The organism is Kribbella sp. NPDC000426 (assembly GCF_040300265.1).
In the GTDB taxonomy this organism is placed as follows: Bacteria; Actinomycetota; Actinomycetes; order Propionibacteriales; family Kribbellaceae; genus Kribbella.
Window position 1 is genome coordinate 482784 of the sequence record NZ_JBEPDK010000005.1, and the last position, 22985, is coordinate 505768.

Annotated in this window: 24 protein-coding genes; 5 read left to right on the forward strand and 19 right to left on the reverse strand. The window is 69.4% G+C overall.

The window, feature by feature from the left end:
- Positions 1 to 19 precede the first annotated feature (19 nt).
- The 4 genes from bsaP to ABT313_RS26470 form a co-directional block, all read right to left on the reverse strand.
- Complete coding sequence (bsaP, locus tag ABT313_RS26455; RefSeq protein WP_350859239.1) at positions 20 to 208, reverse strand: biotin synthase auxiliary protein BsaP; 189 nt, start codon at positions 206 to 208, stop codon at positions 20 to 22.
- On the reverse strand, positions 205 to 1200 hold the full coding sequence (bioB, locus tag ABT313_RS26460; protein WP_350859242.1) for a biotin synthase BioB: 996 nt from the start codon (positions 1198 to 1200) through the stop codon (positions 205 to 207). The genes bsaP and bioB overlap by 4 nt, the downstream gene beginning before the upstream one ends.
- 562 nt (positions 1201 to 1762) lie before the next feature.
- On the reverse strand, positions 1763 to 3463 hold the full coding sequence (locus ABT313_RS26465) for a GMC oxidoreductase (protein WP_350859245.1): 1701 nt from the start codon (positions 3461 to 3463) through the stop codon (positions 1763 to 1765).
- Entirely contained in the window at positions 3460 to 5052 is a 1593-nt protein-coding gene (locus tag ABT313_RS26470) for a succinic semialdehyde dehydrogenase (protein WP_350859248.1), read from the reverse strand. The genes ABT313_RS26465 and ABT313_RS26470 overlap by 4 nt, the downstream gene beginning before the upstream one ends.
- Positions 5053 to 5145: 93 nt before the next feature.
- Between ABT313_RS26470 and ABT313_RS26475 the strand changes: the two genes are divergently transcribed.
- Together ABT313_RS26475 and ABT313_RS26480 are read left to right on the forward strand one after the other, a co-directional pair.
- On the forward strand, positions 5146 to 6594 hold the full coding sequence (locus ABT313_RS26475) for a hypothetical protein (protein WP_350859250.1): 1449 nt from the start codon (positions 5146 to 5148) through the stop codon (positions 6592 to 6594).
- 73 nt (positions 6595 to 6667) lie between these two features.
- Entirely contained in the window at positions 6668 to 7576 is a 909-nt protein-coding gene (locus ABT313_RS26480) for a TIGR03086 family metal-binding protein (protein ID WP_350859253.1), read from the forward strand.
- Here the strand turns inward: ABT313_RS26480 and ABT313_RS26485 are convergent.
- The 10 genes from ABT313_RS26485 to groES all read right to left on the reverse strand — a co-directional run bounded on the left by ABT313_RS26485 (position 7573) and on the right by groES (position 16728).
- A complete protein-coding gene (locus tag ABT313_RS26485; RefSeq protein ID WP_350859255.1) occupies positions 7573 to 7974 on the reverse strand; it encodes a hypothetical protein in 402 nt (133 codons plus the stop codon). The genes ABT313_RS26480 and ABT313_RS26485 overlap by 4 nt on opposite strands.
- Before the next feature lie 51 nt (positions 7975 to 8025).
- On the reverse strand, positions 8026 to 8739 hold the full coding sequence (locus tag ABT313_RS26490; protein ID WP_350859258.1) for an alpha/beta fold hydrolase: 714 nt from the start codon (positions 8737 to 8739) through the stop codon (positions 8026 to 8028).
- Positions 8739 to 9845, reverse strand: a complete 1107-nt coding sequence (locus ABT313_RS26495; protein ID WP_141854652.1) for a GuaB3 family IMP dehydrogenase-related protein — start codon at positions 9843 to 9845, stop codon at positions 8739 to 8741. Before ABT313_RS26495 ends, ABT313_RS26490 begins: the two co-directional genes overlap by 1 nt.
- 30 nt (positions 9846 to 9875) lie before the next feature.
- Positions 9876 to 11387, reverse strand: a complete 1512-nt coding sequence (gene guaB, locus ABT313_RS26500) for an IMP dehydrogenase (RefSeq protein ID WP_350859261.1) — start codon at positions 11385 to 11387, stop codon at positions 9876 to 9878.
- A 129-nt stretch (positions 11388 to 11516) separates the two neighbouring features.
- On the reverse strand, positions 11517 to 12893 hold the full coding sequence (locus tag ABT313_RS26505; RefSeq protein WP_350859264.1) for a hypothetical protein: 1377 nt from the start codon (positions 12891 to 12893) through the stop codon (positions 11517 to 11519).
- Positions 12886 to 13509 (reverse strand): RNA polymerase sigma factor ShbA, encoded by a 624-nt coding sequence (gene shbA / locus ABT313_RS26510; protein ID WP_350859267.1) that lies wholly within the window; start codon positions 13507 to 13509, stop codon positions 12886 to 12888. Before shbA ends, ABT313_RS26505 begins: the two co-directional genes overlap by 8 nt.
- A gap of 100 nt (positions 13510 to 13609) precedes the next feature.
- Positions 13610 to 14146, reverse strand: coding sequence for a TetR/AcrR family transcriptional regulator (locus ABT313_RS26515; protein ID WP_350859270.1), 537 nt, complete (start codon positions 14144 to 14146; stop codon positions 13610 to 13612).
- 12 nt (positions 14147 to 14158) lie between these two features.
- Entirely contained in the window at positions 14159 to 14608 is a 450-nt protein-coding gene (locus tag ABT313_RS26520; RefSeq protein WP_350859273.1) for a GNAT family N-acetyltransferase, read from the reverse strand.
- A gap of 74 nt (positions 14609 to 14682) precedes the next feature.
- Positions 14683 to 16302, reverse strand: a complete 1620-nt coding sequence (gene groL / locus ABT313_RS26525; protein ID WP_350859276.1) for a chaperonin GroEL — start codon at positions 16300 to 16302, stop codon at positions 14683 to 14685.
- 129 nt (positions 16303 to 16431) lie between these two features.
- Positions 16432 to 16728, reverse strand: coding sequence for a co-chaperone GroES (groES, locus tag ABT313_RS26530; protein ID WP_130384566.1), 297 nt, complete (start codon positions 16726 to 16728; stop codon positions 16432 to 16434).
- A gap of 211 nt (positions 16729 to 16939) precedes the next feature.
- Between groES and ABT313_RS26535 the strand changes: the two genes are divergently transcribed.
- Genes ABT313_RS26535 through ABT313_RS26545 form a run of 3 tightly spaced genes read left to right on the forward strand, consistent with a single transcriptional unit; the run spans position 16940 to position 19605 of the window.
- Positions 16940 to 17530 carry a peptidoglycan-binding domain-containing protein gene (locus ABT313_RS26535; RefSeq protein WP_350859281.1) on the forward strand — a complete coding sequence of 197 codons (591 nt, stop codon included), beginning with the start codon at positions 16940 to 16942 and terminating at the stop codon, positions 17528 to 17530.
- A 9-nt stretch (positions 17531 to 17539) separates the two neighbouring features.
- Positions 17540 to 18700: a class I SAM-dependent methyltransferase gene (locus ABT313_RS26540; protein ID WP_350859284.1), complete on the forward strand. Its 1161-nt coding sequence runs from the start codon at positions 17540 to 17542 to the stop codon at positions 18698 to 18700.
- An 11-nt stretch (positions 18701 to 18711) separates the two neighbouring features.
- Entirely contained in the window at positions 18712 to 19605 is an 894-nt protein-coding gene (locus ABT313_RS26545) for an AraC family transcriptional regulator (RefSeq protein ID WP_350859287.1), read from the forward strand.
- Between the two features lie 69 nt (positions 19606 to 19674).
- On the opposite strand, the gene ABT313_RS26550 is transcribed toward ABT313_RS26545, so the two are convergent.
- The 5 genes from ABT313_RS26550 to tsaB are packed head-to-tail and all read right to left on the reverse strand — an operon-like array spanning position 19675 to position 22984.
- Entirely contained in the window at positions 19675 to 20397 is a 723-nt protein-coding gene (locus ABT313_RS26550) for a dienelactone hydrolase family protein (RefSeq protein ID WP_350859290.1), read from the reverse strand.
- Positions 20394 to 20840, reverse strand: a complete 447-nt coding sequence (locus tag ABT313_RS26555; RefSeq protein ID WP_350859293.1) for a GNAT family N-acetyltransferase — start codon at positions 20838 to 20840, stop codon at positions 20394 to 20396. The genes ABT313_RS26550 and ABT313_RS26555 overlap by 4 nt, the downstream gene beginning before the upstream one ends.
- Positions 20837 to 21886, reverse strand: coding sequence for a tRNA (adenosine(37)-N6)-threonylcarbamoyltransferase complex transferase subunit TsaD (gene tsaD / locus ABT313_RS26560; RefSeq protein ID WP_350859296.1), 1050 nt, complete (start codon positions 21884 to 21886; stop codon positions 20837 to 20839). Before tsaD ends, ABT313_RS26555 begins: the two co-directional genes overlap by 4 nt.
- On the reverse strand, positions 21879 to 22328 hold the full coding sequence (locus ABT313_RS26565) for a GNAT family N-acetyltransferase (protein WP_350859299.1): 450 nt from the start codon (positions 22326 to 22328) through the stop codon (positions 21879 to 21881). The genes tsaD and ABT313_RS26565 overlap by 8 nt, the downstream gene beginning before the upstream one ends.
- A complete protein-coding gene (tsaB, locus tag ABT313_RS26570) occupies positions 22325 to 22984 on the reverse strand; it encodes a tRNA (adenosine(37)-N6)-threonylcarbamoyltransferase complex dimerization subunit type 1 TsaB (RefSeq protein ID WP_350859302.1) in 660 nt (219 codons plus the stop codon). The genes ABT313_RS26565 and tsaB overlap by 4 nt, the downstream gene beginning before the upstream one ends.
- Position 22985 lies beyond the last annotated feature (1 nt).

Below are 22985 nucleotides of genomic sequence, written 5' to 3' on the forward strand. Positions count from 1 at the left end.
CGTACCAGCCTAGCGGGGCTCAGCTGGAGGTCAGTTCACCGTGGACGGAGCAGCGGGCCGACCAGCCCATCGGGTGGACCTGGACGACCATCCGGCGGCGGCACTCGGCGCAGTACCTCGGCGGCTCCAACGCCAGCGCCCGGCGGCAGTCGTCGTGCTCGCCGTCCGCCACGGGACGGCCGCAGCGGCCGCAGTAGGTACCAGTCACAGCGTCTTCTGCAGCTCTTTCACCGGCATCTTCAGCTCGGTGAGCAGGTCGAGGTCGGCGGTCGCCGGGCGGCCCAGGGTGGTCAGGTAGTTGCCGACGATCATGGCGTTGATCCCGCCGAGCAGACCCTCCCGCGTGCCCAGGTCGCCCAGCGTCAGCTCGCGGCCGCCGGCGTACCGCAGGACGGTGCGCGGCATGGCCAGCCGGAACGCGGCGATGGTCCGCAGCGCGTCCTTGCCGTCCATCACCTCAAGGTCGCCGAACGGCGTCCCCGGTCGCGGGTTGAGGAAGTTCAGCGGGACCTCGTGCGGGTCGAGCTCGGCCAGCTGCGCGGCCAGCTCGGCGCGCTGCTCGAGCGTCTCGCCCATCCCGACCAGGCCGCCGCAGCACAGCTCCATCCCCGAGTCGCGCACCATCAGGCAGGTCTCCCAGCGCTCCTCGAACGAGTGCGTGGTGACGACGTCGCCGAAGTACGACCGGGCCGACTCGAGGTTGTGGTTGTAGCGGTGCACGCCCCACGACTTCAGCTCGTCGACCTGAGCTTGAGTGAGCATGCCGAGCGAGCAGGCGATGTTGATGTCGACCTCGGCGTTGATCGCCTCGATGCCGGCCTTCACCTGGCTCATCAGCCGCTCGTCCGGCCCGCGGACGGCGGCGACGATGCAGAACTCGGTGGCCCCGGTCTTCGCGGTCTCCTTGGCGGCCTCGACCAGCTCGGGGATGTTCAGCCAGACCGACCGCACCGGCGAGGTGAACTGACCGGACTGGGAGCAGAAGTGGCAGTCCTCGGGGCAGCCGCCGGTCTTGAGCGAGATGATCCCCTCGACCTCGACCTCCTCGCCGCACCACTTCACCCGGACGTCGTGCGCGAGCGCCAGCAACTCCGGCAGCCGGTCGTCGGGCAGCTGCAGCACCTCGACCAGTTGCTCCTGGCTCAGCCCGCTGCCCTGCTCCAGAACCTGCTCACGCGCCACGTCCAGGATCTCGCTCATGCCTTCTCCTGCCTCATCAGAACGGTCGGCTCAGAGTAGGTCAGACCGGTACGCCGGTTCTGCGGCGGGCGTCACGTGCAACACCTCGGACCGAAGTGCCTCACAACCACTCTCCGCACTTCCCCGGAAAAGTTTTCGGACTTTTCTTTGGAACCTCGTAACCCGGAGTAGATGGGCTCGTTGATGTGTACGAAGGCGGTTACCGCAAGGAAGACCGCCACCCGGTTACCAGGAGCAACAAAAGCTGATCATTACGATCAGCACGCAGAGTGGTCACAAGGCCTCGAAGCGCTGGGAATCGGATGTAAGGTAGTAACCAAGAGCTCGGGTCGCCAGCCATGGTTGGTGACCCGATCCCAAAGCGCCGGGCGCCTCACCCCGGCTTGAGTGGGTCCCTCGGGAAACGATTTGGGCGGAAACGTTCCCGAGGGACCTGCTCCCTTTTCTGGCCGCTGTCAGAAACAGCCCGGACCTTTTCGCTAAGCCTCAGCAAACTTACTGCTGAGGCTTATTCATTTCCCCGGCCGCGCATTCTTTCCAATCTCCGGAGATCGCGAAGACGTTACGGCTTCGTCACAGACTGTTTCGGGATGATCGGAAGCCGGAGAGCGCCGGGGGCATCGGCCGGAACGACCGGATGCGCAGGCTTCACCGGTTGCACCCGTTGGTACGCCGATCCGATCGCCGGCCGCGGGTCGTCGCCGCCCTTGTTCGGCCAGAACGACAGCGCCCGCTCGGCCTGGGCGGTGATCGTCAGCGACGGGTTGACGCCGAGATTCGCGGAGATCGTCGAGCCGTCGACGATGTGCAGGCCGTCGTACCCGTAGACGCGGTGGTACGGATCCACCACCCCGGTCCCGGCCGAGTCGCCGATCGCGCAGCCGCCGATGAAGTGCGCGGTCATCGGCACGTTGAACGGCTCCCCGATCGTGCCGCCCGGCGTACCGTTCATCAGCTTCGCCATCCGCCGGACGACCTGGTTCGCGACCGGGATCCAGGACGGGTTCGGGGCGCCGTGGCCCTGTTTGGACGTCAGCCGCCAGCGACCGAGCCGGTCCCGCTTGCCGTACGTCGTGATCGAGTTGTCCGCGGTCTGCATCACCAGCGCGATCACGGTCCGCTCGGACCAGTGCTTCAGGTCGTACAACTTGCGGATGTTCTTCCGCTGGACGCCGAGCTCGCGCAGCCAGGTCCGCCAGCGCGGCTTGTCCCCGTCGCCGTCGGTCAGCACGGTCTGCAGCAGCGACATCACGTTGCTGCCCTTGCCGTACCGCACCGGCTCGATGTGGGTGATGTCGTCGGGGTGGAACGAGGACGTGATCGCGACCCCGCGGCTGTAGTCGACGTCGCGGTCCTTCGAGATCGCGCCGAGCAGCGACTCCGAGTTGGTCCGGGTCAGTACACCGAGGCGGTCGGACAGCCGAGGCAACTTGCCCTCGTCGCGAAGCCGGTGCAGGAGTTTCGCCGTACCGAGGGCCGAGGCGGCGAAGATCACCTGCTGCGCGGTGAAGCGGCGGGTGAGCTTCTTGTTCGACGTACGGCGGGTGTCCACGGCGTAGCCGCCGTCGGGCAGCGGCTCGACCGAGGTGACGGTGGTCAGCGAGTACACCTCGGCGCCGGACTTCTCGGCCAGGTACAGGTAGTTCTTCGTCAGCGTGTTCTTCGCGTTGTGGCGGCAGCCGGTCATGCACTCGCCGCAGTCGATGCAGCCGGTACGACGGGGGCCGGCGCCGCCGAAGTACGGGTCGTCGACCTCGACACCGGCCTCGCCGAAGAACACGCCGACCGGCGTCGGGTGGAAGGTGTCCCCCACGCCCAGATCGTCGGCGACCTGCTTCATCACCTTGTCCGCCGGCGTGAAACCCGGGTACGTCGTCACGCCGAGCATCCGCTTCGCCTGGTCGTAGTACGGCGCCAGCTCGGACTTCCAGTCGGTGATGTGGGCCCACTGGCGGTCGGTGTAGAACGCGGGCAGCGGTTCGTAGAGCGTGTTCGCGTAGACGAGGCTGCCGCCGCCGACCCCGGCGCCGGAGAGGATGATCACGTCCCGCAGTGCACTGATCCGCTGGATGCCGTACATGCCCAACCGAGGCGCGAACAGGAACCGCTTGGTGTCCCACGAGTTCTTCGCGAACCCGATGTCCTCGAACCGGGCGCCGGCTTCCATGACCGCGACGCGGTACCCCTTCTCGGTCAACCGCAGCGCCGACACGGATCCGCCGAAGCCGGACCCGACGATGACGGCGTCGTAATCGAAATTCACGGCCGGCCGATCTTCTTCAGCACCCGCAGGGCGCCGGTCATCAGCTCGGCGAACTTCTCGTCGGACAGCCCGTGCGAGGCCGCGATCGGGATCAGCCGTTGGGTGGCGATCGCCTGCGGTTCGACGTACCGGCGGATGCCCTCGACACCCTGGCGGCGGCCGAGGCCGGACGACCGCATGCCGCCCATCGGGGTGTCGATCGAGCCGAACGTCGCGCCGTACCCCTCGTTGACGTTGACCGTGCCGGCCATCAGCTGCGCGGCGACCGCTCGACCACGCCGGCCGTCGCGGGTCCAGACGCTCGCGTTCAGGCCGTACTCGCCCTCGTTGGCGCGCTGGACCGCCTCGGACTCGTCGGAGAACCGGTAGATCGACACGACCGGCCCGAAGGTCTCGTTGTCGAAGCACTCCATCGCCGGGGTGACGCCGGACAGCACGGTCGGCTCGTAGAACAGCGGCCCGATGTCCGGGCGGGGTTTGCCGCCGGCGAGCACGGTGGCGCCCTGCGCGCGGGCGTCCTCGACGTGCCGGGTGACCGTCTCGAGCTGGGCTTTCGAGATCAGCGAGCCCATGTCGACGTCCCAGCCGGTGCCGGCGCTCAGGCGGAGCTTCTTGACCCGGTCCACGAAGGCGGTGACGAAGGCGTCGTACACCTGGTCGGCGACATACAGCCGCTCCATCGAGACGCACAGCTGGCCCGCGTTCGCGAAGCAGGCCCGGACGGCGCCCTCGGCGGCACGGTGGATGTCGGCGTCACGCAGTACGAGCATCGGGTTCTTGCCGCCGAGCTCGAGGCTGCAGCCGATCAGGCGCTCGCCGCACTGCTTCGCGACCAGCCGGCCGGTCCTGGTCGAGCCGGTGAAGCAGATGTAGTCCGCGTTCTGGATCAGGGCGCCGCCGACGGTCGGGCCGTCACCGTTCACCGCGAGCCAGGCCTCCCGCGGCAGACCGGCTTCGTACAGCAGCTCGATCCCACGGAGCGCGGTCAGCGGGGTCTGGCTGTCCGGTTTGTGCACGACCGTGTTGCCCGCCAGGATCGCCGGCAGGCCGTCGCTGATCGCCATCGTCAGCGGGTAGTTCCACGGCGAGATGATGCCGACGACACCCTTCGGCACGAACCGCTCCTCGGCCCGGGTCAGCACCGGGAAGATGCCGAGCTTGCGCTGCGGCTCGAGCAGTTCCTGCGCCTTGCGGCCGTAGTACCGCGCCGTCAACGCGACGTGGGCGAGCTCCTCGAAGGCCTGCTTCCGCGCCTTGCCGGACTCGCGGATGATCAGGTCGACCAGCTCGTGCCGGTGGTCGAGGACCAGGTCGTGGTAGCGCAGCAGGATCGCGGCGCGCTCGGCGAGCGGCACCCGGCGCCAGCTCTGCTGGGTCTTGCGGGCCAGCCGGACCGCCGCGACCACGTCGTCCTCGCTCGACACCGGCAGGTCCGCGATCGGCTGCCCGGTCGCCGGCGCGTACGACGTCCTGGTGCCCGCCGTCGCCCGCAGCAGCCCCGACAACCGGCGGATGACCGACTGGTCGGTCGCGTACGACGCGGTCGGATCGAGCTCCGGGTCCGCAGGAATCGACGTCTGCTCGCTCATCTGCCTAGGCTACCTGCCGGTAATCGGCAGTGTCAGTATCAGATCCCCGTTAAGCTGTGCGGCTGAAGCCGGTGAAGGGGTGGGAACGTCAAGATGGTGGACAGCGGGGGGCTCTGGACGCCTCCTGAGGACGAGCTCGGCGAGGCGCTGCAGACAGCCCAGGTGCTGATCGAGGAGGGTCGCGCCGACGAGGCCGGGCCGTACCAGCAGCGGGTCATCGAGCTGGCCAGGGAGCGGGCCGAAGGGTCCCCGAACCACTACGAGGCCAAGCACCTGATGGCCGCGACCCAGTACGAGCTGGCCGGTTCGTTGAACGCCTCGGGCCAGCACGAGCAGGCGCTGGCCGCGCTGCACGAGGCCCAACTCGGCTACACGGAGCTGCAGGACGCCGGCGTACTGGATGCCACCAGCTTCCTGGCCGACATTCGCGCCCGGCGGGCGATGACGCAGGCGCATCGCGGTCATGGCGCCACCGCCGTACTGGAAATGGACGGCGCGGTGATCGCCTACGGCCAGCTGGTCGGCGGTGCGGACGGGCTCAAGCACCAACCCGACTTCGCCCGCGTGCTCGCGATGAACGCCCTGATCCTGCGACGGTACGGCGATCCCGCGCTGGCCGTCGCCTCCGCGGACGCCGCGACCCAGCTGTTCTTGCAGCTCGCGGACCAGATCAACGAGAGCCCGCAGTCCCTGTCGTACGCCCGCTACCTGTGTACGGCGACCGCGGTGTCGGCCGACGTACATGCCGCCGAGGGACGACTGGACCTCGCGCTCGAGGCGGACGAGATCGGGCTGACGACGGCGGACACGCTCGCCGACTCGGACTCGGCGACCGACATGCGCACGCTGGTCGCCGCCCTGGTCAGGAAGGGCAAACACCTCGGCATCGTCGGCCGCCTCGAGGGCGAGGCGTGCCTGCGTACGGCGTACGACACCGACGGCGAGACGGCCGTCCGGGTGGTCGAGGAGCTGGACCGAGGGCTGCCGCCGACGCTGGTCGCGGCGCTGGAGAACGCGGAGATCAAGCTCGGCCCGTTCGAGCAGTACCACCGGCTGCTTGCGTTGAGCGAGCCCGCGCCGGGGATGACGCTGGCGACAGTGTCGGGCCGGACCGACCCGGAGTCGGCGGCCGTCCGGGCGACCGAGCTGGCCGAGCTGGTCCGGCCGTTGCTGATGCAGGACGCCGATGCCGGGTTGACGCTCGGGCTGGAGGCGCACTACCTGTTCGCGATCTCGTCGGAGCGTGAGTCGCACCGGATGCGGTACGAGACCAGCACGTACGTGCCGATCTGGGCGCAGCTCCTGCTCGACGTCTCGGCGGCGTACTACCAGGCCGGCCGGACCGAGATGGCGCTCGACCTGGGCGGCTGGTGCGCGGAGGTCGCGACCGCGCTGATCCCGTTCACCGACGACAACGAGGCCATGAAGGAACTGGCCGGCTCCTGCTACCGCCACCACGGCGACCTGCTCGCGGCCGCGGGCGACCTGACCGCGTCCCACCACGCCCACGAGGCCGCCCAGCAACTCCAGCTCGGCCGGTAGGTAGGTAACCCAGCGGTAATTGACCGGATCCCTCTCGCGGGCGGACGCTGACGCTTGGGAGGGGGTGCGGGTGATGGATGTCGTAGAGCTGCACAACCGCACGGTCACGAACTTCGCCGAGCTGGTCGCCGAGGTCGCGGACAACCAATGGGCGGAGCCGACGCCGTGCTCGGACTGGGACGTCCGGGCGCTGGTGAACCACGTGGTCGGCGAGGAACGCTGGACCGTTCCGCTGATGGAGGGCAGGACGATCGCCGAGGTCGGCAACTCGCTCGACGGCGATCTTCTCGGGGACGATCCGTCCGGTACGGCGTCGGCCGCGGCCCGCGAGGCGACGGCCGCGGCGTCCTGGTCGATCGAGAAGGTGCACCTGTCGTACGGCGACGAGGACCCGCAGGAGTACCTGCGCCAACTCGCCGCCGACCACCTGATCCACGGCTGGGACCTGGCCGTCGCGATCGGCGCACAACCGCGGCTCGACGCCGACGTGGTCGCCGAGGTCGCGAGCTGGTTCGCCGAACGCGAGGACATCTACCGCTCGGTCGGCATGATCGGCCCGCACCTCGAAGGCTTCACCGCCGAGGCCGACCAGCTGCTGGCTGCCTCGGGGCGCGACCCACGCTGGAGCCCGCCGCTCAGTGTGCTCGAACGGTTCGGGAACGCCTTCGACACAGGGGACCTGGACACGGTGATGTCGCTGGTCACCGACGACATCGTGTTCGAATCCACGTCGCCGGCGCCGGACGGCACCCGGCTCGAGGGCGCCGACGCAGTACGGGCGGAGTGGGCGCGGCTGTTCGCCGACACCGACGACCCGCACTTCGAGACCGAGGAGATGGTTGTGCTCGGTGATCGGGCCGTCGTGCGGTGGCGCTACTCGTGGCGTGAGGCCTCCGGCGATCGCGGGCATGTCCGCGGGGTCGACGTACTGCGGCTGCGCGACGGGAAGATCGCCAAGAAGCTGTCGTACGTGAAGGGCTAGAGGTCCTGGGCGTCGGCGCGGAGGGCGCCGACGAAGAGGCCGGCCTCTTCGTCGGTCATGCCGGTCTCGGAGACGACCAGAGCGGTGGCCTGGTGGAGCTCACCTGCGGCCTTGAGGGCGCGGGTGCGTTCGGCCAGGTTCGTCCCTGGGCGGCGGACGAGCGGCGTCCCGGTCGTCGGCGGCACGTAGCGGCCGAGGCGGATGTCGTCGACCAGTTCCTTGGAGTGCTTGAGGTCGAGCCCGGTGCGGTCGCGGATCAGCTTGACCGCGTGCACCGCCTTCTTCGTGGTGATCAGGAACCGGACCTGGTCCACGTCATCGGGAGACAGTCGGCCCCGCGCTGCGGCGAGGGCAACATTGTCCGTGTCCTGGCTGCTCCGTCGGCTGAAAAGTCCCATGCCGCAATCCTTCCAGAACGCTCCAAGCTCTGGGCACTCGTAGCATTTCGCTCAGCCTGCGAGCAGATTGCGGATCTCGTCCCAGGCTCGGGCGCCGAGCTCCCGATCGGCCGCCTCGGTGCCGCCGCGCGCCATTCGCTGCCCGGCCGACTTCGGCTCCTCGCCCGGCAGCACCGGACGATGACCAGCCTCCGGCCCGACCAGGAGCCGGGTCGGACGCTCGCCGCGCCGGCGGACGATCTCCTCGGCGAAGTCGACAGCCGGCCACACCCGGTCGTCACCACCGGCGATCAGCAGTACGTCGTTGATGCGCTCGACCGGGATCCGCGTTTCCTCTGCCGCACCGAGCAGGCTTTGCCGGTACAGGCCGGTGTAGCTGGGCGGGTCGTCGTCCGCCTTCCACTCCTCGTCGAACGGCACGAACGGCAGCGGCTCGCCGCGCCAGGTCCACGCCGACCGCTGGCTCCCGTCCTCCAGGACCCGACCCCAGACGTACGCGCTCGGGGCGAACGCGACCACCGAGTCCACCCGCTCGTCGAGCGCACCCAGCAACAGCGCAGCCTCGGCACCCCACGAGCTGCCCATCACGACCAGCCGGTCGTTGCGGGCTGCCAGCTCGTCCAGCGGGAACGACTCCAGCGGCACCTCATGCGTGACCGTCCACCGCGGCGCGAGTACGTCGCACCCCTCTGCCTCAAGCAGACGGGCACGCTGGAGGTCCGGCGTACCACTCGATCCATGCAGGAGCAGTACGCCGGTGCTCATCAACCGACGACGACCTCGACCCGCTGGAACTCCTTGAGCTCCGTGTAGCCGGTGGTCGCCATCGCGCGCTTGAGGGCGCCGACCAGGTTCATCGTGCCGTCCGGGACCCAGGACGGGCCGAACAGGATCTGCTCCATCGTGCCGGTGACGCCGACCTCGACCCGCTCGCCGCGCGGCAGGTCCTGGTGCCAGGCCTCGGCGCCCCAGTGGAACCCGCCGCCCGGAGCGTCACTCGCCCGCGCCAGCGGCGAACCGACCATGACGGCGTCCGCACCGCAGGCGATCGCCTTCGCCACGTCGCCGGACCGCCCGACCGAGCCGTCCGCGATGACGTGCACATACCGCCCGCCGGACTCGTCCATGTAGTCCCGCCGCGCCGCCGCTACGTCAGCCACCGCGCTCGCCATCGGCACGGCGACACCGAGCACCTTGCGAGTCGTGTGCGCCGCGCCGCCGCCGAAGCCGACCAGCACACCGGCCGCACCGGTCCGCATCAGGTGCAGGGCCGCCTGGTGCGTCGCGCAGCCGCCGACGATCACCGGCACGTCGAGGTCGTAGATGAACTGCTTGAGGTTGAGCGGCTCCGCCTGACCTGACACGTGCTCGGCGGACACCGTCGTCCCGCGGATGACGAACAGGTCGACGCCCGCGTCCACGACGTGCTTCGCGAACTGCTTGGTCCGCTGCGGTGACAGCGCACCGGCCACGGTCACGCCCGAGTCGCGGATCTCCTGCACCCGCTGGGAGATCAGCTCGGGTTTGATCGGCGCCGCGTAGATCTCCTGCAGCCGGTGCGTGGCCTGCTTCTGGTCGAGGCTGGTGATCTCCTCGAGCAGGCTTGTCGGGTCCTCGTACCGCGTCCAGAGGCCTTCGAGGTTCAGGACGCCGAGACCGCCGGCCTTGCCGATCGCGATCGCGGTGGCCGGCGACATCACCGAGTCCATCGGCGCGGCGAGGATCGGCAGCTCGAATCGGTACGCGTCGATCTGCCAGGCGACCGAGACCTCCTCGGGGTCCCGCGTCCGGCGCGACGGCACGATCGCGATGTCGTCGAACGCGTACGCCTGCCGCCCGCGCTTGGCGCGGCCGATCTCGATCTCGGTCATCTAGTGGTTCCTAACGGGTTGCAGGCGGTGTCAGCGGCCGGAGTAGTTCGGGGCCTCGACCGTCATCTGGATGTCGTGCGGGTGGGACTCCTGGAGGCCGGCGGAGGTGATGCGGACGAAGCGGCCCTTGTCCTGGAGCTCCGGGACGGTGCGGGCGCCGGTGTACCACATCGACTGGCGCAGGCCGCCGATCAGCTGGTGCGCGACGGCCGACAGCGGGCCCCGGTACGGAACCTGGCCCTCGACGCCCTCGGCGATCAGCTTCTCGTCGGAGCCGCCGTCGTGCTGGAAGTAGCGGTCCTTCGAGTACGACTTGCGCAGGCCGCCGGACTGCATCGCACCGAGCGAACCCATCCCGCGGTAGGCCTTGAACTGCTTGCCGTTGATGAACACCAGGTCGCCCGGTGACTCCTCGCAGCCGGCCAGCAGCGAGCCCAGCATGACCGTGTCCGCGCCGGCGACGAGCGCCTTGGCGATGTCACCGGAGTACTGCAGGCCGCCGTCGCCGATGACCGGGACGCCGGCCGGCTTGCACGCCAGCGACGCCTCGTAGATCGCGGTGACCTGCGGTACGCCGACGCCGGACACGACTCGCGTCGTGCAGATCGAGCCCGGGCCGACGCCGACCTTGACGCCGTCCGCGCCCGCGTCGACCAGCGCCTGGGCGCCCGCGCGGGTCCCGACATTGCCGCCGACGATGTCCACGCCGCGGGTGGCCGGGTCGGCCTTGAGCTTGCGGATGATCTCCAGCTGGGCCTGCGAGTGACCGTGCGCGGTGTCCACCACGAGCACGTCGACACCGGCCTCGACCAGTGTCATCGCCCGCTTGTAGGCCTCACCGAAGAAGCCGATCGCGCCACCGACGCGGAGCCGGCCGGTGCCGTCCTTGGTGGACAGCGGGAACTTGTCCCGCTTGACGAAGTCCTTCAGCGTGATCAGACCGGTGAGCTTGCCGGCGTCGTCGACCAGCGGCAGCTTCTCCACCTTGTGCTTGTGCAGCAGCGCCATCGCGTCGTCGGCGGAGATGCCCTGCCTGCCGGTGATCAGCGGCTGCTTGGTCATCACCTCGCGGACCGGGCGGGACAGGTCGTTCTCGAAGCGCATGTCACGGTTCGTCACGATGCCGACCAGGACGCCGGCGTCGTCCACCACCGGGACACCGGAGATCCGGTACTGCCCGCAGAGGGCGTCGGCCTCGCCGATGCTGGCGTCGGGGCCGATCGTGATCGGCTGGGCGATCATGCCGGACTCGGAGCGCTTGACCAGGTCGACCTGCTGGGCCTGGTCCTCGATCGAGAGGTTGCGGTGCAGGACGCCGAGGCCGCCCTGGCGGGCCATCGCGATCGCCATCCGGGCCTCGGTGACGGTGTCCATCGCGCTGGACAGCAGCGGGATGTTCACCTCGACGTTGCGGCTGACCCGGGACCGGGTGTTCGCCTCGGAGGGGATGACGTCGGACTCGTTCGGCTGCAGCAAGACGTCGTCGAAGGTGAGGCCGAGGACGGCGAACTTGTCGGGAACTCCAGCGGGTGTGATGTCCATGGGGAAAACGAGCACCTTTACACGGCGAGAACGGAACCCCATCCTATCCGCGCGCCCACCGACCCCCGAATCGGCCGTCCACAGCCCTCCGCCCGCCGCGGACTCGCGGCGGGCGGAGCGGGTGGACTGCTACTTGTTGACCGGTGCGTTGACGACCTGCAGGATCGCCAGGACGTCGGCGTCGGCGGTGGACCCGTGGGTGCGCTCGATCGCCGCGTGCTTGCCCTCGGGGTACGCACCGGTGGAGTGCTTGCCCTTCGGGTAGGCCTTGCGGACCGAGCCCGTGCTGGTCTTCCCGCTGGAGTGCTTCCCGGTGGCCTTCTTGGCCGCCGCGGTCTTCGCCGTCGGCGGCTTGCCCGCCACCTGCGAGTCGCCGAAGAACTGCTGCGCACTCTCGATCGTGATCGGCTCACCGGTCGGTGTCGGCAGCACCGGCAGGACCTTCTCGAGCGCGTCCGACACGGCCTGCGGGATGTCCGGAACCTGGGTGCTCTCGTCGCCCGGCTTCTGGTCGCCACCCGGCGTGCTGGTGTCCGCGCCGCTGGTGTCGCTCGCGCCGCTCCCGTCCGTCCCGGAACCGTCGGTCTGGCCGGTGTCGCCGGTCGGCGTGCTGGTCGGCGTACCCGTCGGGTCGCCGGACACCGTGTTGTCGCCCGTACCGCTGTCGTTCGCCGGCGCCGTCGTAGTGGTGTCGGTCGGCGTCGACGGCGGGTCGGTCGGAGTCGCCGGCGGCGGCGTTTCCGTCGGCGTGGACGGAGGCGGCGTCGGCGTGGTCGTCGTCGTACCGTCCGTGCCGTCGCCGGTGGTGGTGTCCGTCGGCGGATCCGTCTTCGTGTCGGTCGGCTTGCTGACGTTGTCCGGGTCGTCGGTCTTGATGCCCGTCGGCACCGGGATCGTCGGCTTCTCCAGGACCGCCGTCGGCTTCTCCGGCACGATGACCGACGGCGTCGTCTTGATCGTCATCGAGTTCGGGTCGAGGGCGGCGAGCGAGCCGTCCTTGGCCGTCGTCTGGCCGTCATGCTCGGCCTGGACCTGCTGCTTCTTGTAGTCCTTGCCGACCTTGACGATCTTGGTCTTGTCCATCACCGGCAGACCGTCGAGGTCTTCCTTCGGGAAGCTGGTCTGCGGACGGACCGCGTCGACCATCTTCTCGATGACCTTCTCGTACGGCGAGAGCGGGTCGCCGTTGACCGCGGCCGCCACCCCGGAGACCGACAGCGCGGCTACCGCCGCCACCCCGAGCGCCAGACCGCGCGTCGCCATCTTGCGGGCGAACGGGTCGGTGATCGGGTTGAGCGCGGCGCACCGCGCCAGGAAGCTCTCCGGATCGTCGATGGTCTCCACCGGGAGCTCGTCCTCGACCTCCACCGCCAGCCGTAGATCGGCCAGCAGCGCGACGGCCAGGTCGTGCTCGCCCGCCGCACGGGCGGACTCCCCACCGGCGGCCAGAAGATCGAGCAGTGCGTCATCAGCCTCGATCGCGTCCAGGTCGAAACGGTCAGCCATGATGCCCCTCCCCTGCTCTTCCTCGTTCCAGCTGTGTTTCATGCCCCACATACCCCCTGAGCGTGTTCAACGCCCGATGCTGTGCGACCCTCACCGCCCCCGGTGTCATCCCCAGTGCCCGGCCGGTCTCCTCGGCTGACATCCCCGCTACCACCCGGAGCCGCAGGATCTCCCGCAGCTTCTCCGGCAACTTGTCCAGCAGCCCCATGATGTGCTGGACCTCTGATTGCCGGACCGCGCGCTCCTCCGGCGTCGGTGACTCGTCCGCGCCGTCCGGCAGGTCCGGCGTCGAGACGTCGGCGACCGCGAACGCACGCTGGGCATCGGCGACCTTGCGAGCCGCGATGCCGTAGACGAAAGCCTCGAAAGGCCTCCCCTCGTCGCGGTACCGGCCCAGCGCGCCGAACACCGCGACACAAACCTCTTGTGCGACGTCGTCGACCATGTCGGCGCCGCCGGGATAGGTCCACAGACGGGACCGTACGTATCGGTGCGCCACAGCGCGCACTCTGGTGAGCAGGTCGTTGAGAGCTGTTCGGTCCCCGTCGCCGGCCAGCGCGGCAAGATCCCTAAGCTCGACCCGGTCGTGGGTGTCAGGTACTCGGACCTCGGTCACCCCTCGCCCCCTCGTGTTCAGACCGGTTCAGCCTGAAAGATGGTACGGCGCTCAACTCTTCTTGCCTAGTGGCAATTCGTGGTCACTACCGGCCACTTGATCACGATCTGTCACTACTCACGAGTTCACTGATCTCGCTCTCGACCAGCCCGGCGGGATCCACGTCCGTACCGGCGAAATGTCCCGTCAACTCAAGGGAAAGGACCCCGTGCAGCCGGGTCCAAAACGAGACTGCCCGGTCCGCGCCGACGCCCTCGGCAAGGAGCGCGATGGTGGCGGCGGTGTCGTCGGGCGCCTGCTCGCTGGACACGGGCGTCCCGTAGATCAGCAGGTACCGCTGCGGGCCGGCCAGAGCCCAGGCACGGATGGCCCCGGCCACCGCGATGGCGTCCGCGCCTGCGTCGTACGCCGATCTGACCGTGTCGGCGAGGCTGCGGTGCGCGTCCCGGACCAGCTCGGTGATCAGCTCGTCACGGCCGGCGTAGTACCGGTAGAGAGCAGGCCCGCTGACGCCCATCTGTTTGGCGATCGCGTTCAGGGACAGGGCGGAGACGCCTGCTTCGGCGATCTGCGCCCAGGCGTGCTGCTTCACCTCGTCGCGCATCTGCGCCCGGTACCGCTCGCGTGGGCCGCTCATGGTGAGAACCTCTCACGGCGCGGTGAAGCGGATCAGTTCGGTGGCGTGTTCACCACCCCAGTCGATCGGCGTACGGCCGGTCTCCAGCCAGCCGGCCCGCCGATAGAGATGTACGGCGGCGCCGCGGTTGTCGACCACCTCGAGCGAGAGGTCGCGGCCGAGGGCAGCCGCGGCGGTGACGCACTGCTGGAGGAGCTGGCGCCCGAGCCCCCGGCCGGTCGCCTTCGGGTCGACGAAGAGGCGCTCGACCTCCGCGCCGGGGCCGGCAGCGGTGAGGACGACGTGCCCGACCACCTGGTCGCCGTCCACCACCACCCAGATGCCGAGTGCTTGCTCCGGGGTCAACCACCGTGCCGGGTCGGCCGGCCAGTTGATCGGATAGCCCGCCTGCTCGTGGACATCCCGCAGGATCTCGATGCAGACGGGCAGGTCACTGTCTCGACGGTCTCGGATCACTGCCATATACAAACACCGCCCGGCAGATGACCTGCCGGGCGGTGCTGGGTACTACGGGTGTTGCGGGGTGCTGCGAGGGATCAGTGACCGTGGCCGTGGCCGTGACCGGCCGCCGCGGGCTCCTCTTCCTCGGGCTTGTCGACCACCAGGGTCTCGGTGGTCAGCAGCAGCGCGGCGATCGAGCCGGCGTTGGCGAGCGCGGACCGGGTCACCTTGACCGGGTCCAGCACGCCGCTGCCGAGCAGGTCGCCGTACTCGCCGGAGGCCGCGTTGAAGCCGAAGCCCGGCTCCAGCTCGGACACCTTGGCGACGACGACATAGCCCTCGTAGCCGCCGTTCTCGGCGATCCAGCGCAGCGGCTCGACGACCGCCTTGCGGACGATCCGGACACCGGTGGCCTCGTCACCGTCGAGCTCGAGGTCCTTGTCCAGCACGGTGGCCGCGTGCACGAGGGCCGAGCCGCCGCCGGCGACGATGCCCTCCTCGATCGCGGCCCGGGTCGCGGACACGGCGTCCTCGATCCGGTGCTTCTTCTCCTTCAGCTCGACCTCGGTGGCCGCGCCGACCTTGATCACGCAGACGCCGCCGGCCAGCTTGGCCAGCCGCTCCTGCAGCTTCTCGCGGTCCCAGTCGGAGTCGGTGCGCTCGATCTCGGACTTGATCTGGTTGACCCGGCCCTCGATGTCCTCGCCCTTGCCGGCGCCCTCGACGACGGTCGTGTTGTCCTTGGTGACCACGATGCGGCGCGCCGTACCGAGCACCTCCAGACCGACCTGGTCGAGCTTGAGGCCGACCTCCGGGGCCACGACCTGCGCGCCGGTGAGCGCGGCCAGGTCCTCCAGCATCGCCTTGCGGCGGTCGCCGAAGCCCGGCGCCTTGACGGCGACCGAGGTGAAGTTGCCGCGGATCTTGTTCACCACGAGGGTGGACAGGGCCTCGGCCTCGACGTCCTCGGCGATGATCAGCAGCGTCTTGCCGGACTGCACGACCTTCTCCAGCAGCGGCAGCAGGTCCGCGATCGCGGAGATCTTGCCCTGGTGGATCAGGATGTACGGGTCCTCCAGCACCGCTTCGCCGGCCTCGGCGTCGGTGATGAAGTACGGCGAGATGTAGCCCTTGTCGAACTGCATGCCCTCGGTGAACTCGAGCTCGGTCCCGAAGGTGTTCGACTCCTCGACGGTGATCACACCGTCCTTGCCGACCTTGTCGAACGCGTCCGCGATCAGCGTCCCGATCTCGGCGTCACGCGCGGAGATCGTCGCGACGTGGGCCATGTCGCCCTTGTCGTCGACCGCCCGCGCGGTGTCGACCAGCTTGGCGGAGATGGCCTCGACGGCCGCCTCGATACCGCGCTTGAGGCCCATCGGGTTGGCGCCGGCGGCGACCGCCCGCAGGCCCTCGTGCACCAGCGCCTGCGCCAGCACCGTCGCGGTGGTGGTGCCGTCACCGGCGATGTCGTTGGTCTTGGTGGCGACCTCCTTGGTCAGCTGCGCACCAAGGTTCTCGAACGGGTCGTCCAGCTCGACCTCACGGGCGACGGTGACACCGTCGTTGGTGATGGTCGGGGCGCCCCACTTCTTGTCCAGGACGACGTAGCGGCCCTTCGGGCCCAGCGTCACCTTCACCGTGTTCGCGAGCTTGTCGACGCCGCGCTCAAGCGCGCGCCGGGCGTTCTCGTCGAACTCGAGGATCTTCGGCATGAAAAATCCAGTCCCTCTCTGAAATTCGCTCTCGTTACAGCAGACACGTGCTCGCTGTCCCGGACCGACTCCGCCCCGGCGCCGGCGTACGGCACCAGGGCGGTGTCAGTCAGGAACAGCGAGCGGTCGTCACTTGCTGACGACTGCGAGGATGTCGCGGGCGCCCAGGATCAGGTAGTCCTGGCCGTCGTACTTGACCTCGGTGCCGCCGTACTTGGAGTAGATGACCTTGTCGCCGACGGCGACGTCCAGCGGGACGCGGTTGCCGTTGTCGTCGATCCGGCCGGGGCCGACGGCGAGGATCTCGCCCTCCTGCGGCTTCTCCTTGGCGGTGTCCGGGATCACCAGGCCGGACTTCGTGGTCTGCTCGGCTTCGAGCGGCGCGACGAGGACGCGGTCCTCGAGCGGCTTGATCGTGACCGACACTTGCTGACCTCCACGGTCGATTTGCTTGTCTGGTTCATGGTGGTCGCGCTCCCCTGCCGTCGCGGGGGTCAAGGGCCGGACCGCTGGCACCCTCACACAGAGAGTGCCAACACCGAATCTAGGCCGCGATTAGCACTCGGTCAACTCGAGTGCCAAAGGATTCTCAGCCTGAGACGTAGGCCCGGTGACGACCCGGGTACAGAATGTGGTCATGGCTCTGCCCAAGCTGTCCGGCCGGACGATCGCACTCCTGGCCGCCGTCGCCGCGGTCGCGGTCGGAGCCGTGGCCGCCAACGCCTCGAAGCACGAGTCACCGGCGGCCGCTTCACCCGCGGCTGCTCCGGCCCCGAAGGCCTCGACGACCCCGACCGACCAGGACGTCTCCCATGACGCCACCGCCGCCGAGTTGAAGGCAGCCGCTGCCCTACCGCAGTGCAGGTCGGCCCGGCTCGTCCCGGTCAACCGCAGCTGGGGCATTCCGATGCCGTCGATCTATGCCAGCACCAGCACCACCTGCAACCTCATGTACGGCGACGACCCCTACCGCGGCTCCAACCGGTACGGCGACCCGGACACCGCGATCCGCGTCCTCCAGCGCAACCTCAACTTCTGCTACGGCAGCAAGCTCGCCGTCGACGGCATCTATGGCAATAACACCCGCGCAGTGGTCAAGCAGGTCCAGAGCAAGCACCACCTGGTCGTGGACGGCATCTACGGCCCGAAGACCCGCTCAGCGATGAACTGGCGGCTCTACTCGATGGCAACGAGAAGCTGGAGCAGGAGCTGTTCCAGCCCGCTCTAGAGTTGCCGGGTGACAGTGACGGTGTTGCTCGACGAGGCGGGTGCGGAGGTGCTCGCGGCGGCGTGTTCGGAGTACAAGCCTGGGCGCGAGCTCCCGTTGGTCGAGAAGCTTCGACGGCGGTACGACGCGACGCTGGTGACTACTGCTGTCACGCAGGCTGCGCTGCGGCACCGGGCGGTCGCCAAGTTCGGCGCGGACGCTTCACGGATGTTCTTCACCCCGGACGGCCTCGAGCAGGCGACGCGGACCACGGTGGGCAGACATCGCGCCGTACGACTCGCGACCACCATGCCCGGCGCCAGCGTGGTCGACCTGGGCTGCGGGATCGGCGGTGACCTCATCAGCGCTGCCCGTGCCGGACTCCGAGTGACTGGCGTCGAACGCGACCCCGAGACCGCAGCGACCGCCCGCGCCAACCTGGCCGCCCTCGGCCTCACCGGTGAAGTAGTAGTAGGTGAAGCCGAGTCGACCGACCTCACGCCGTACGACGTGGTGTTCGCGGACCCGGCGCGGAGAGCGGACGGACGGCGGGTGTTCGACCACAACGCCTACTCGCCGCCATGGACGTTCGTACTGGACCTGCTGGAACGCACCGCCTGCGTGAAAGTTGCCCCTGGCATCCCACACGACGCGATCCCCGCCGGCGTGGAGGCCGAGTGGATCAGCGACTCCGGCGAGGTGAAAGAGGCCGCACTGTGGTCCGGCCGGCTCTACGGAGGTACGCCGCGCCGAGCGACCCTCCTACCCAGCGAGGCCACCGTCTCGGACGCACCAGAGGCTGAGGCCGGTCCAGTCGGTCAGTACATCTACGAGCCTGACGGTGCGGTCGTACGAGCCGGCCTGGTCACGGCGGTCGCAACAGCGGTGGACGGGTGGCTGCTGGATCCACGCATCGCTTACGTCACCGCAGCGAAGTACGTCGCAACTCCGCTGGCCTCGGCGTACGAGGTGGTGGAAGAGCTGCCCTACAAGGAGAAAGCGCTCCGCTCGTGGGTTCGTAGCCAGGACATCGGGACGCTGGAGATCAAGAAGCGCGGCGTGGACCTGGACCCCGCCCAACTGCGGAAGAAGCTCGCTCCGAAGGGCTCGGCCTCAGCGACGCTGATCATCACCAGGATCGGCCGGGACGCGGTCGCCTACTCCTGCCGCAGGCTGGCCGATCACCGATAGAATCCTCAGCTATGCCTGATGACGGCCAGCCGATCCGCTCGGAGCTCTTCCCCTCTGCGGGAGCGCACGAGTGGGCCTCGGGCGGCACCAGCTCGGTGCAGACCCACGAGGAAGGTCATCTGGTGTACGCCGCCCGCGGCGTCCTGTCCGTCCACACCGAGCGGGGTACGTCGATCGTCCCTGCCAACCGGGTCGCCTGGACACCGGCCGGTTTCACGCACCAGCACCGGGCGCACGGCGAGACCGACATGCGCATCGTGTTCCTGCCGCCCGCACTGGCCCGGCGGATCCCGGATCGCCCTGCCGTGTTCCTCGCATCCGGACTCGCCCGCGAGGTCCTGCTCGCCCTCACGAGTCGCCAGCTCGACGAAGCCGCCCGCGCCCGCCTCCAACGAGTCCTGGTCGACGAGCTCCACGAAGCGACCGAGCAGCCGCTGCAACTGCCGGAACCGCGCGACGACCGCCTGCGTACGATCGCGCAGCATCTCCACGAGAATCCCGCCGACAACACCTCGCTCGCCGAGCTGGGCCGGCAGGCCGGAGCCGGCGCCCGCACCCTCAGTCGCCTCTTCCGCGACGAACTCGGGATGACGTACTACGAATGGCGCACGCAGCTGCGGATCTACCACGCCCTCGTCCTGCTCGCGGACGGCCACGACACGACGTACGTCGCACACGCCTGCGGCTGGGCGAATCCGAGCGGCTTCATCGCGGCGTTCGCGGCCGTCGTCGGAACAACTCCCGGACGCCACTTGCGCTCGGCGCATATTCGAACATATGATCGATCTCGCGAGCGGGTCTCCGGGCGACAAGCCGGCGGACGAGGTGCTGCGTCTGCTGCTGCAACTCCCCGGAGGCCCGCCACTAATCGTTCAACGGTGATTCATCTGGGTGGGGGAGGCTAAGAATGGAACCGGTTGGCCGCTGACCGTTCGCCTGGGGAGCAAGCGGTGTGTCAGACCCCCGGGCCTCTGTCACCCGTTCTGTGCAGTCGTTCGGAACCGCTCCTTCACCGGCAACCGGAGCCGCGCCAGCGCGATGCCGCCGATCGCTCGCGCGACCTGGGCGCCCGCCTCCGGCAGCTGTTCGCTGCCACCACCGGCCGGGACCTGACCGACGAAGTCGGCCACCAGACGATCCCAGTCCTGAGAGCGCCGCAGCATCGCATGTCCTTCGCCGGCAAGCGAGTACGTCGTCACCGTCACGCCGGCCGCCCGCAGCCTGGCCGCGTACCCCGCAGTACCGGCCGGATCGGTGACCGTGTCGTCGGCACCGTGGACGAACGTGACGGTCCCCCGCATCGCGACGAGAGGTTCGTCCCGCGGCAGCCACGGGGCCAGCGCGAGCACACCCGCAACCCGCGGATGATCGCCGGCAGCGACAACCGCACGCCCGCCCATGGAATGCCCGATCAGCCACACCCTCGAGATCACCGGCGGCAGCTCGTCCAGGACGGTCCGCAGGTCGACGGCCGCGTCACCGCCGTCATTCCATCCCCGGAAGCGGTACCTCAGAAACCCCACGGCGGCGTCCGGTGCGGCCGCCCGAACGACCGCCGCGAAAGGCCACATCCGCAGCAGTGCAGGCCGCCACAGATGCGGGTCGGCATGTGAATGTTCCTGCCCGCCGTGCGCGAGCAGCACGAGCTCCGTCGCCCCTGCCGGGTGCCGGACGAGATCGACACCCGGGCACCTCACGGCTGCGAGTACAGCTCGGTCGGATCCTGCCGGATGGCCATCATCCGCCCCGGCGGCGTCTCGGTGAACCCGTACGAACGGTAGAGCTCATGCGCGTCGGCAGTCGCCAGCAGCACCGAACGCAGGCCCTTGAGCTCCGGATGGTCCAGCAAGGTCGACACGACGAACCGCCCCAGACCGTGCCCGCGGTGCGACTCCAGGACGAACACGTCAGCCAGCCACGCGAACGTGGCCCGGTCCGTCACCATCCGCGCGTACGCGACCATCGCCCCGTCGGCGTCGTACACCCCGAGGTTCAGCGAGCCCGCGATCGCCTTCTCGACGATGTCGCGCGGGATCCCGGCCGCCCAGTACGACGTACTCAGGAAGCCTTGCACCACGCCGGCGTCGATGCGCTCCGCGTCGTCGTCCGCCTCGAAGCCGTCAGGTCCGGTCCACCTCACTTGTTCAGCACCTCCGTGATCGGCATCGACGAGTCGGCCGGAAGATCCAGCGGCGACGGCGCCCGGCCGGCCCGGACCAGCTCCGAGCCCAGCGCGGCGACCATCGCGCCGTTGTCGGTGCACAGCCCCGGCCGCGGCACCCGTACGGCGATACCCGCTGCCGACGCCCGCTCCTCCGCCATCGAGCGGAGACGTGAGTTGGCCGCGACACCGCCGCCGATCAGCAGGTGCTCGAAGCCGCGGTCCTTGCACGCGTCGATCGCCTTGCGGGTCAGTACGTCGCAGACCGCTTCCTGGAAGGCCGCCGCGACATGGTTCACCGGCACGTCCTCGCCGTCCCGCCGCCGCGCCTCGACCCAGCGCGCGACCGCGGTCTTCAGACCGGAGAACGAGAAGTCGAACCGGTGCCGCTCGAGATCGCGCTGCGACGTCAGCCCGCGCGGGAACGTCACGTACATCCGGTCCCCGCCGTCCCGCGCCGCCTTGTCGATATACGGACCGCCGGGGAACGGCAGGCCGAGCACGCGCGCGACCTTGTCGAACGCCTCACCCGCCGCGTCGTCGATCGTGCTGCCCATCGGCTCGACGCCGTCAGTGATGTCCTCGACCGACAGCAGCGACGAGTGCCCGCCGGAGACCAGCATCGCGACGCAGCCCTTCGGCAGGTCACCGTGCTCCAGCGTGTCCACGGCGACATGGGCCGCCAGGTGGTTCACGCCGTACAGCGGCTTGCCGAGCGACAGCGCCAGACCCTTCGCGGCGGCGACACCGACGAGCAGCGCGCCCGCGAGCCCGGGTCCGCTGGTCACCGCGACCGCGTCGACGTCGGCCGGCTTGATGCCGGCCGTCTCGCACGCCCGCCGGATCGTCGGCACCATCGCCTCGAGGTGCGCGCGACTGGCCACCTCCGGTACGACGCCGCCGAACCGGGCGTGCTCCTCGACACTCGACGCGATCGCGTCGGCGAGCAGCGTCTGCCCGCGCACGATCCCGACACCGGTCTCGTCGCACGACGTCTCGATCCCCAGGATCAGGGGCTCACTCATCGATCCTCCACCGCATGATCACCGCATCCTCGCCGTCACCGTAGTACCCACGCCGCCGGCTGATCTCCTCGAACCCGAAGCTCGCATACAGCCCCCGCGCCGATTCGTTGCTCAGGGCAACCTCAAGCAGCACGGTCCGGCCCGCGCACCGTTCCAGGGCCGCCGTCATCAGCTGCCCGCCGATCCCGGTCCGCCGCTCGTCCGGCGCCACCGCGATCCGCAGTACCTCGACCACATCGAGCGCGACCGGCGGCACCAGCAGTACGGCGTACCCGACGACAGCGCCCTCGTCCGCGACCAGGATCACCCGGTTCTCTGACAACCGCTCGAACTCGTCCGACCAGCCGACCGTACTCCAGGCCTCCGCCCCGAAACACAGCTCGTCCAACGCGACCAGCGCGGGTTGATCGTCCGCGCGAGCCGCTCTGATCGCAGGTCTCACAGCACGCTCTTGGGCCCGGCAGACATCGTCACGTCCGGCCGGCGCAGGTACAGCGGCTCCGGAGCAACGACCTCGAGCGTCCGGGTCGCGACACCGGTCGCGAGCACCTCGGCCGACGGGTACTCCGCGACGGCGGCATCCGCGGCGCCCAGGACGTCGGCGTACAACACCGCTCCGCGACCGATCACCGGCAGGCCGGACAGGACGTGCGCGACCTCGGCCGGCTTGTCGACCGCGGGTCCCTCCAGCCGGCGACGGCTGCCGTCCGCGGCCGGGCCGTCGTACAGCGCCCAGTAGATCTCCTTGCGCCGGGCATCCGTCGCAACCGCGACAGGCAACGACAGCGACGACTGACGCGCGAGGATGTCCAGGCTGCAGACGCCGGAGACCTCGATACCGAGCACCTCACCCATCGTCCGCGCGGTCACCAGACCGACCCGCAGCCCGGTGAACGGGCCAGGGCCGACTCCGACCGCGATGCCGGTCAGGTCTCGCGGTGTGACACCGGCTGATTCCAGCGCCGCCGCGATCGCGGGCGCGAGCAACTCGCCGTGACGCAGCGCGTCGACAGTCGTCGACGAGGCAACGATCTCGCCGGTCGGCGTGGCCAGCGCGACCGTGACCGCGGCGCTCGAGGTGTCAAAGGCAAGCAACATG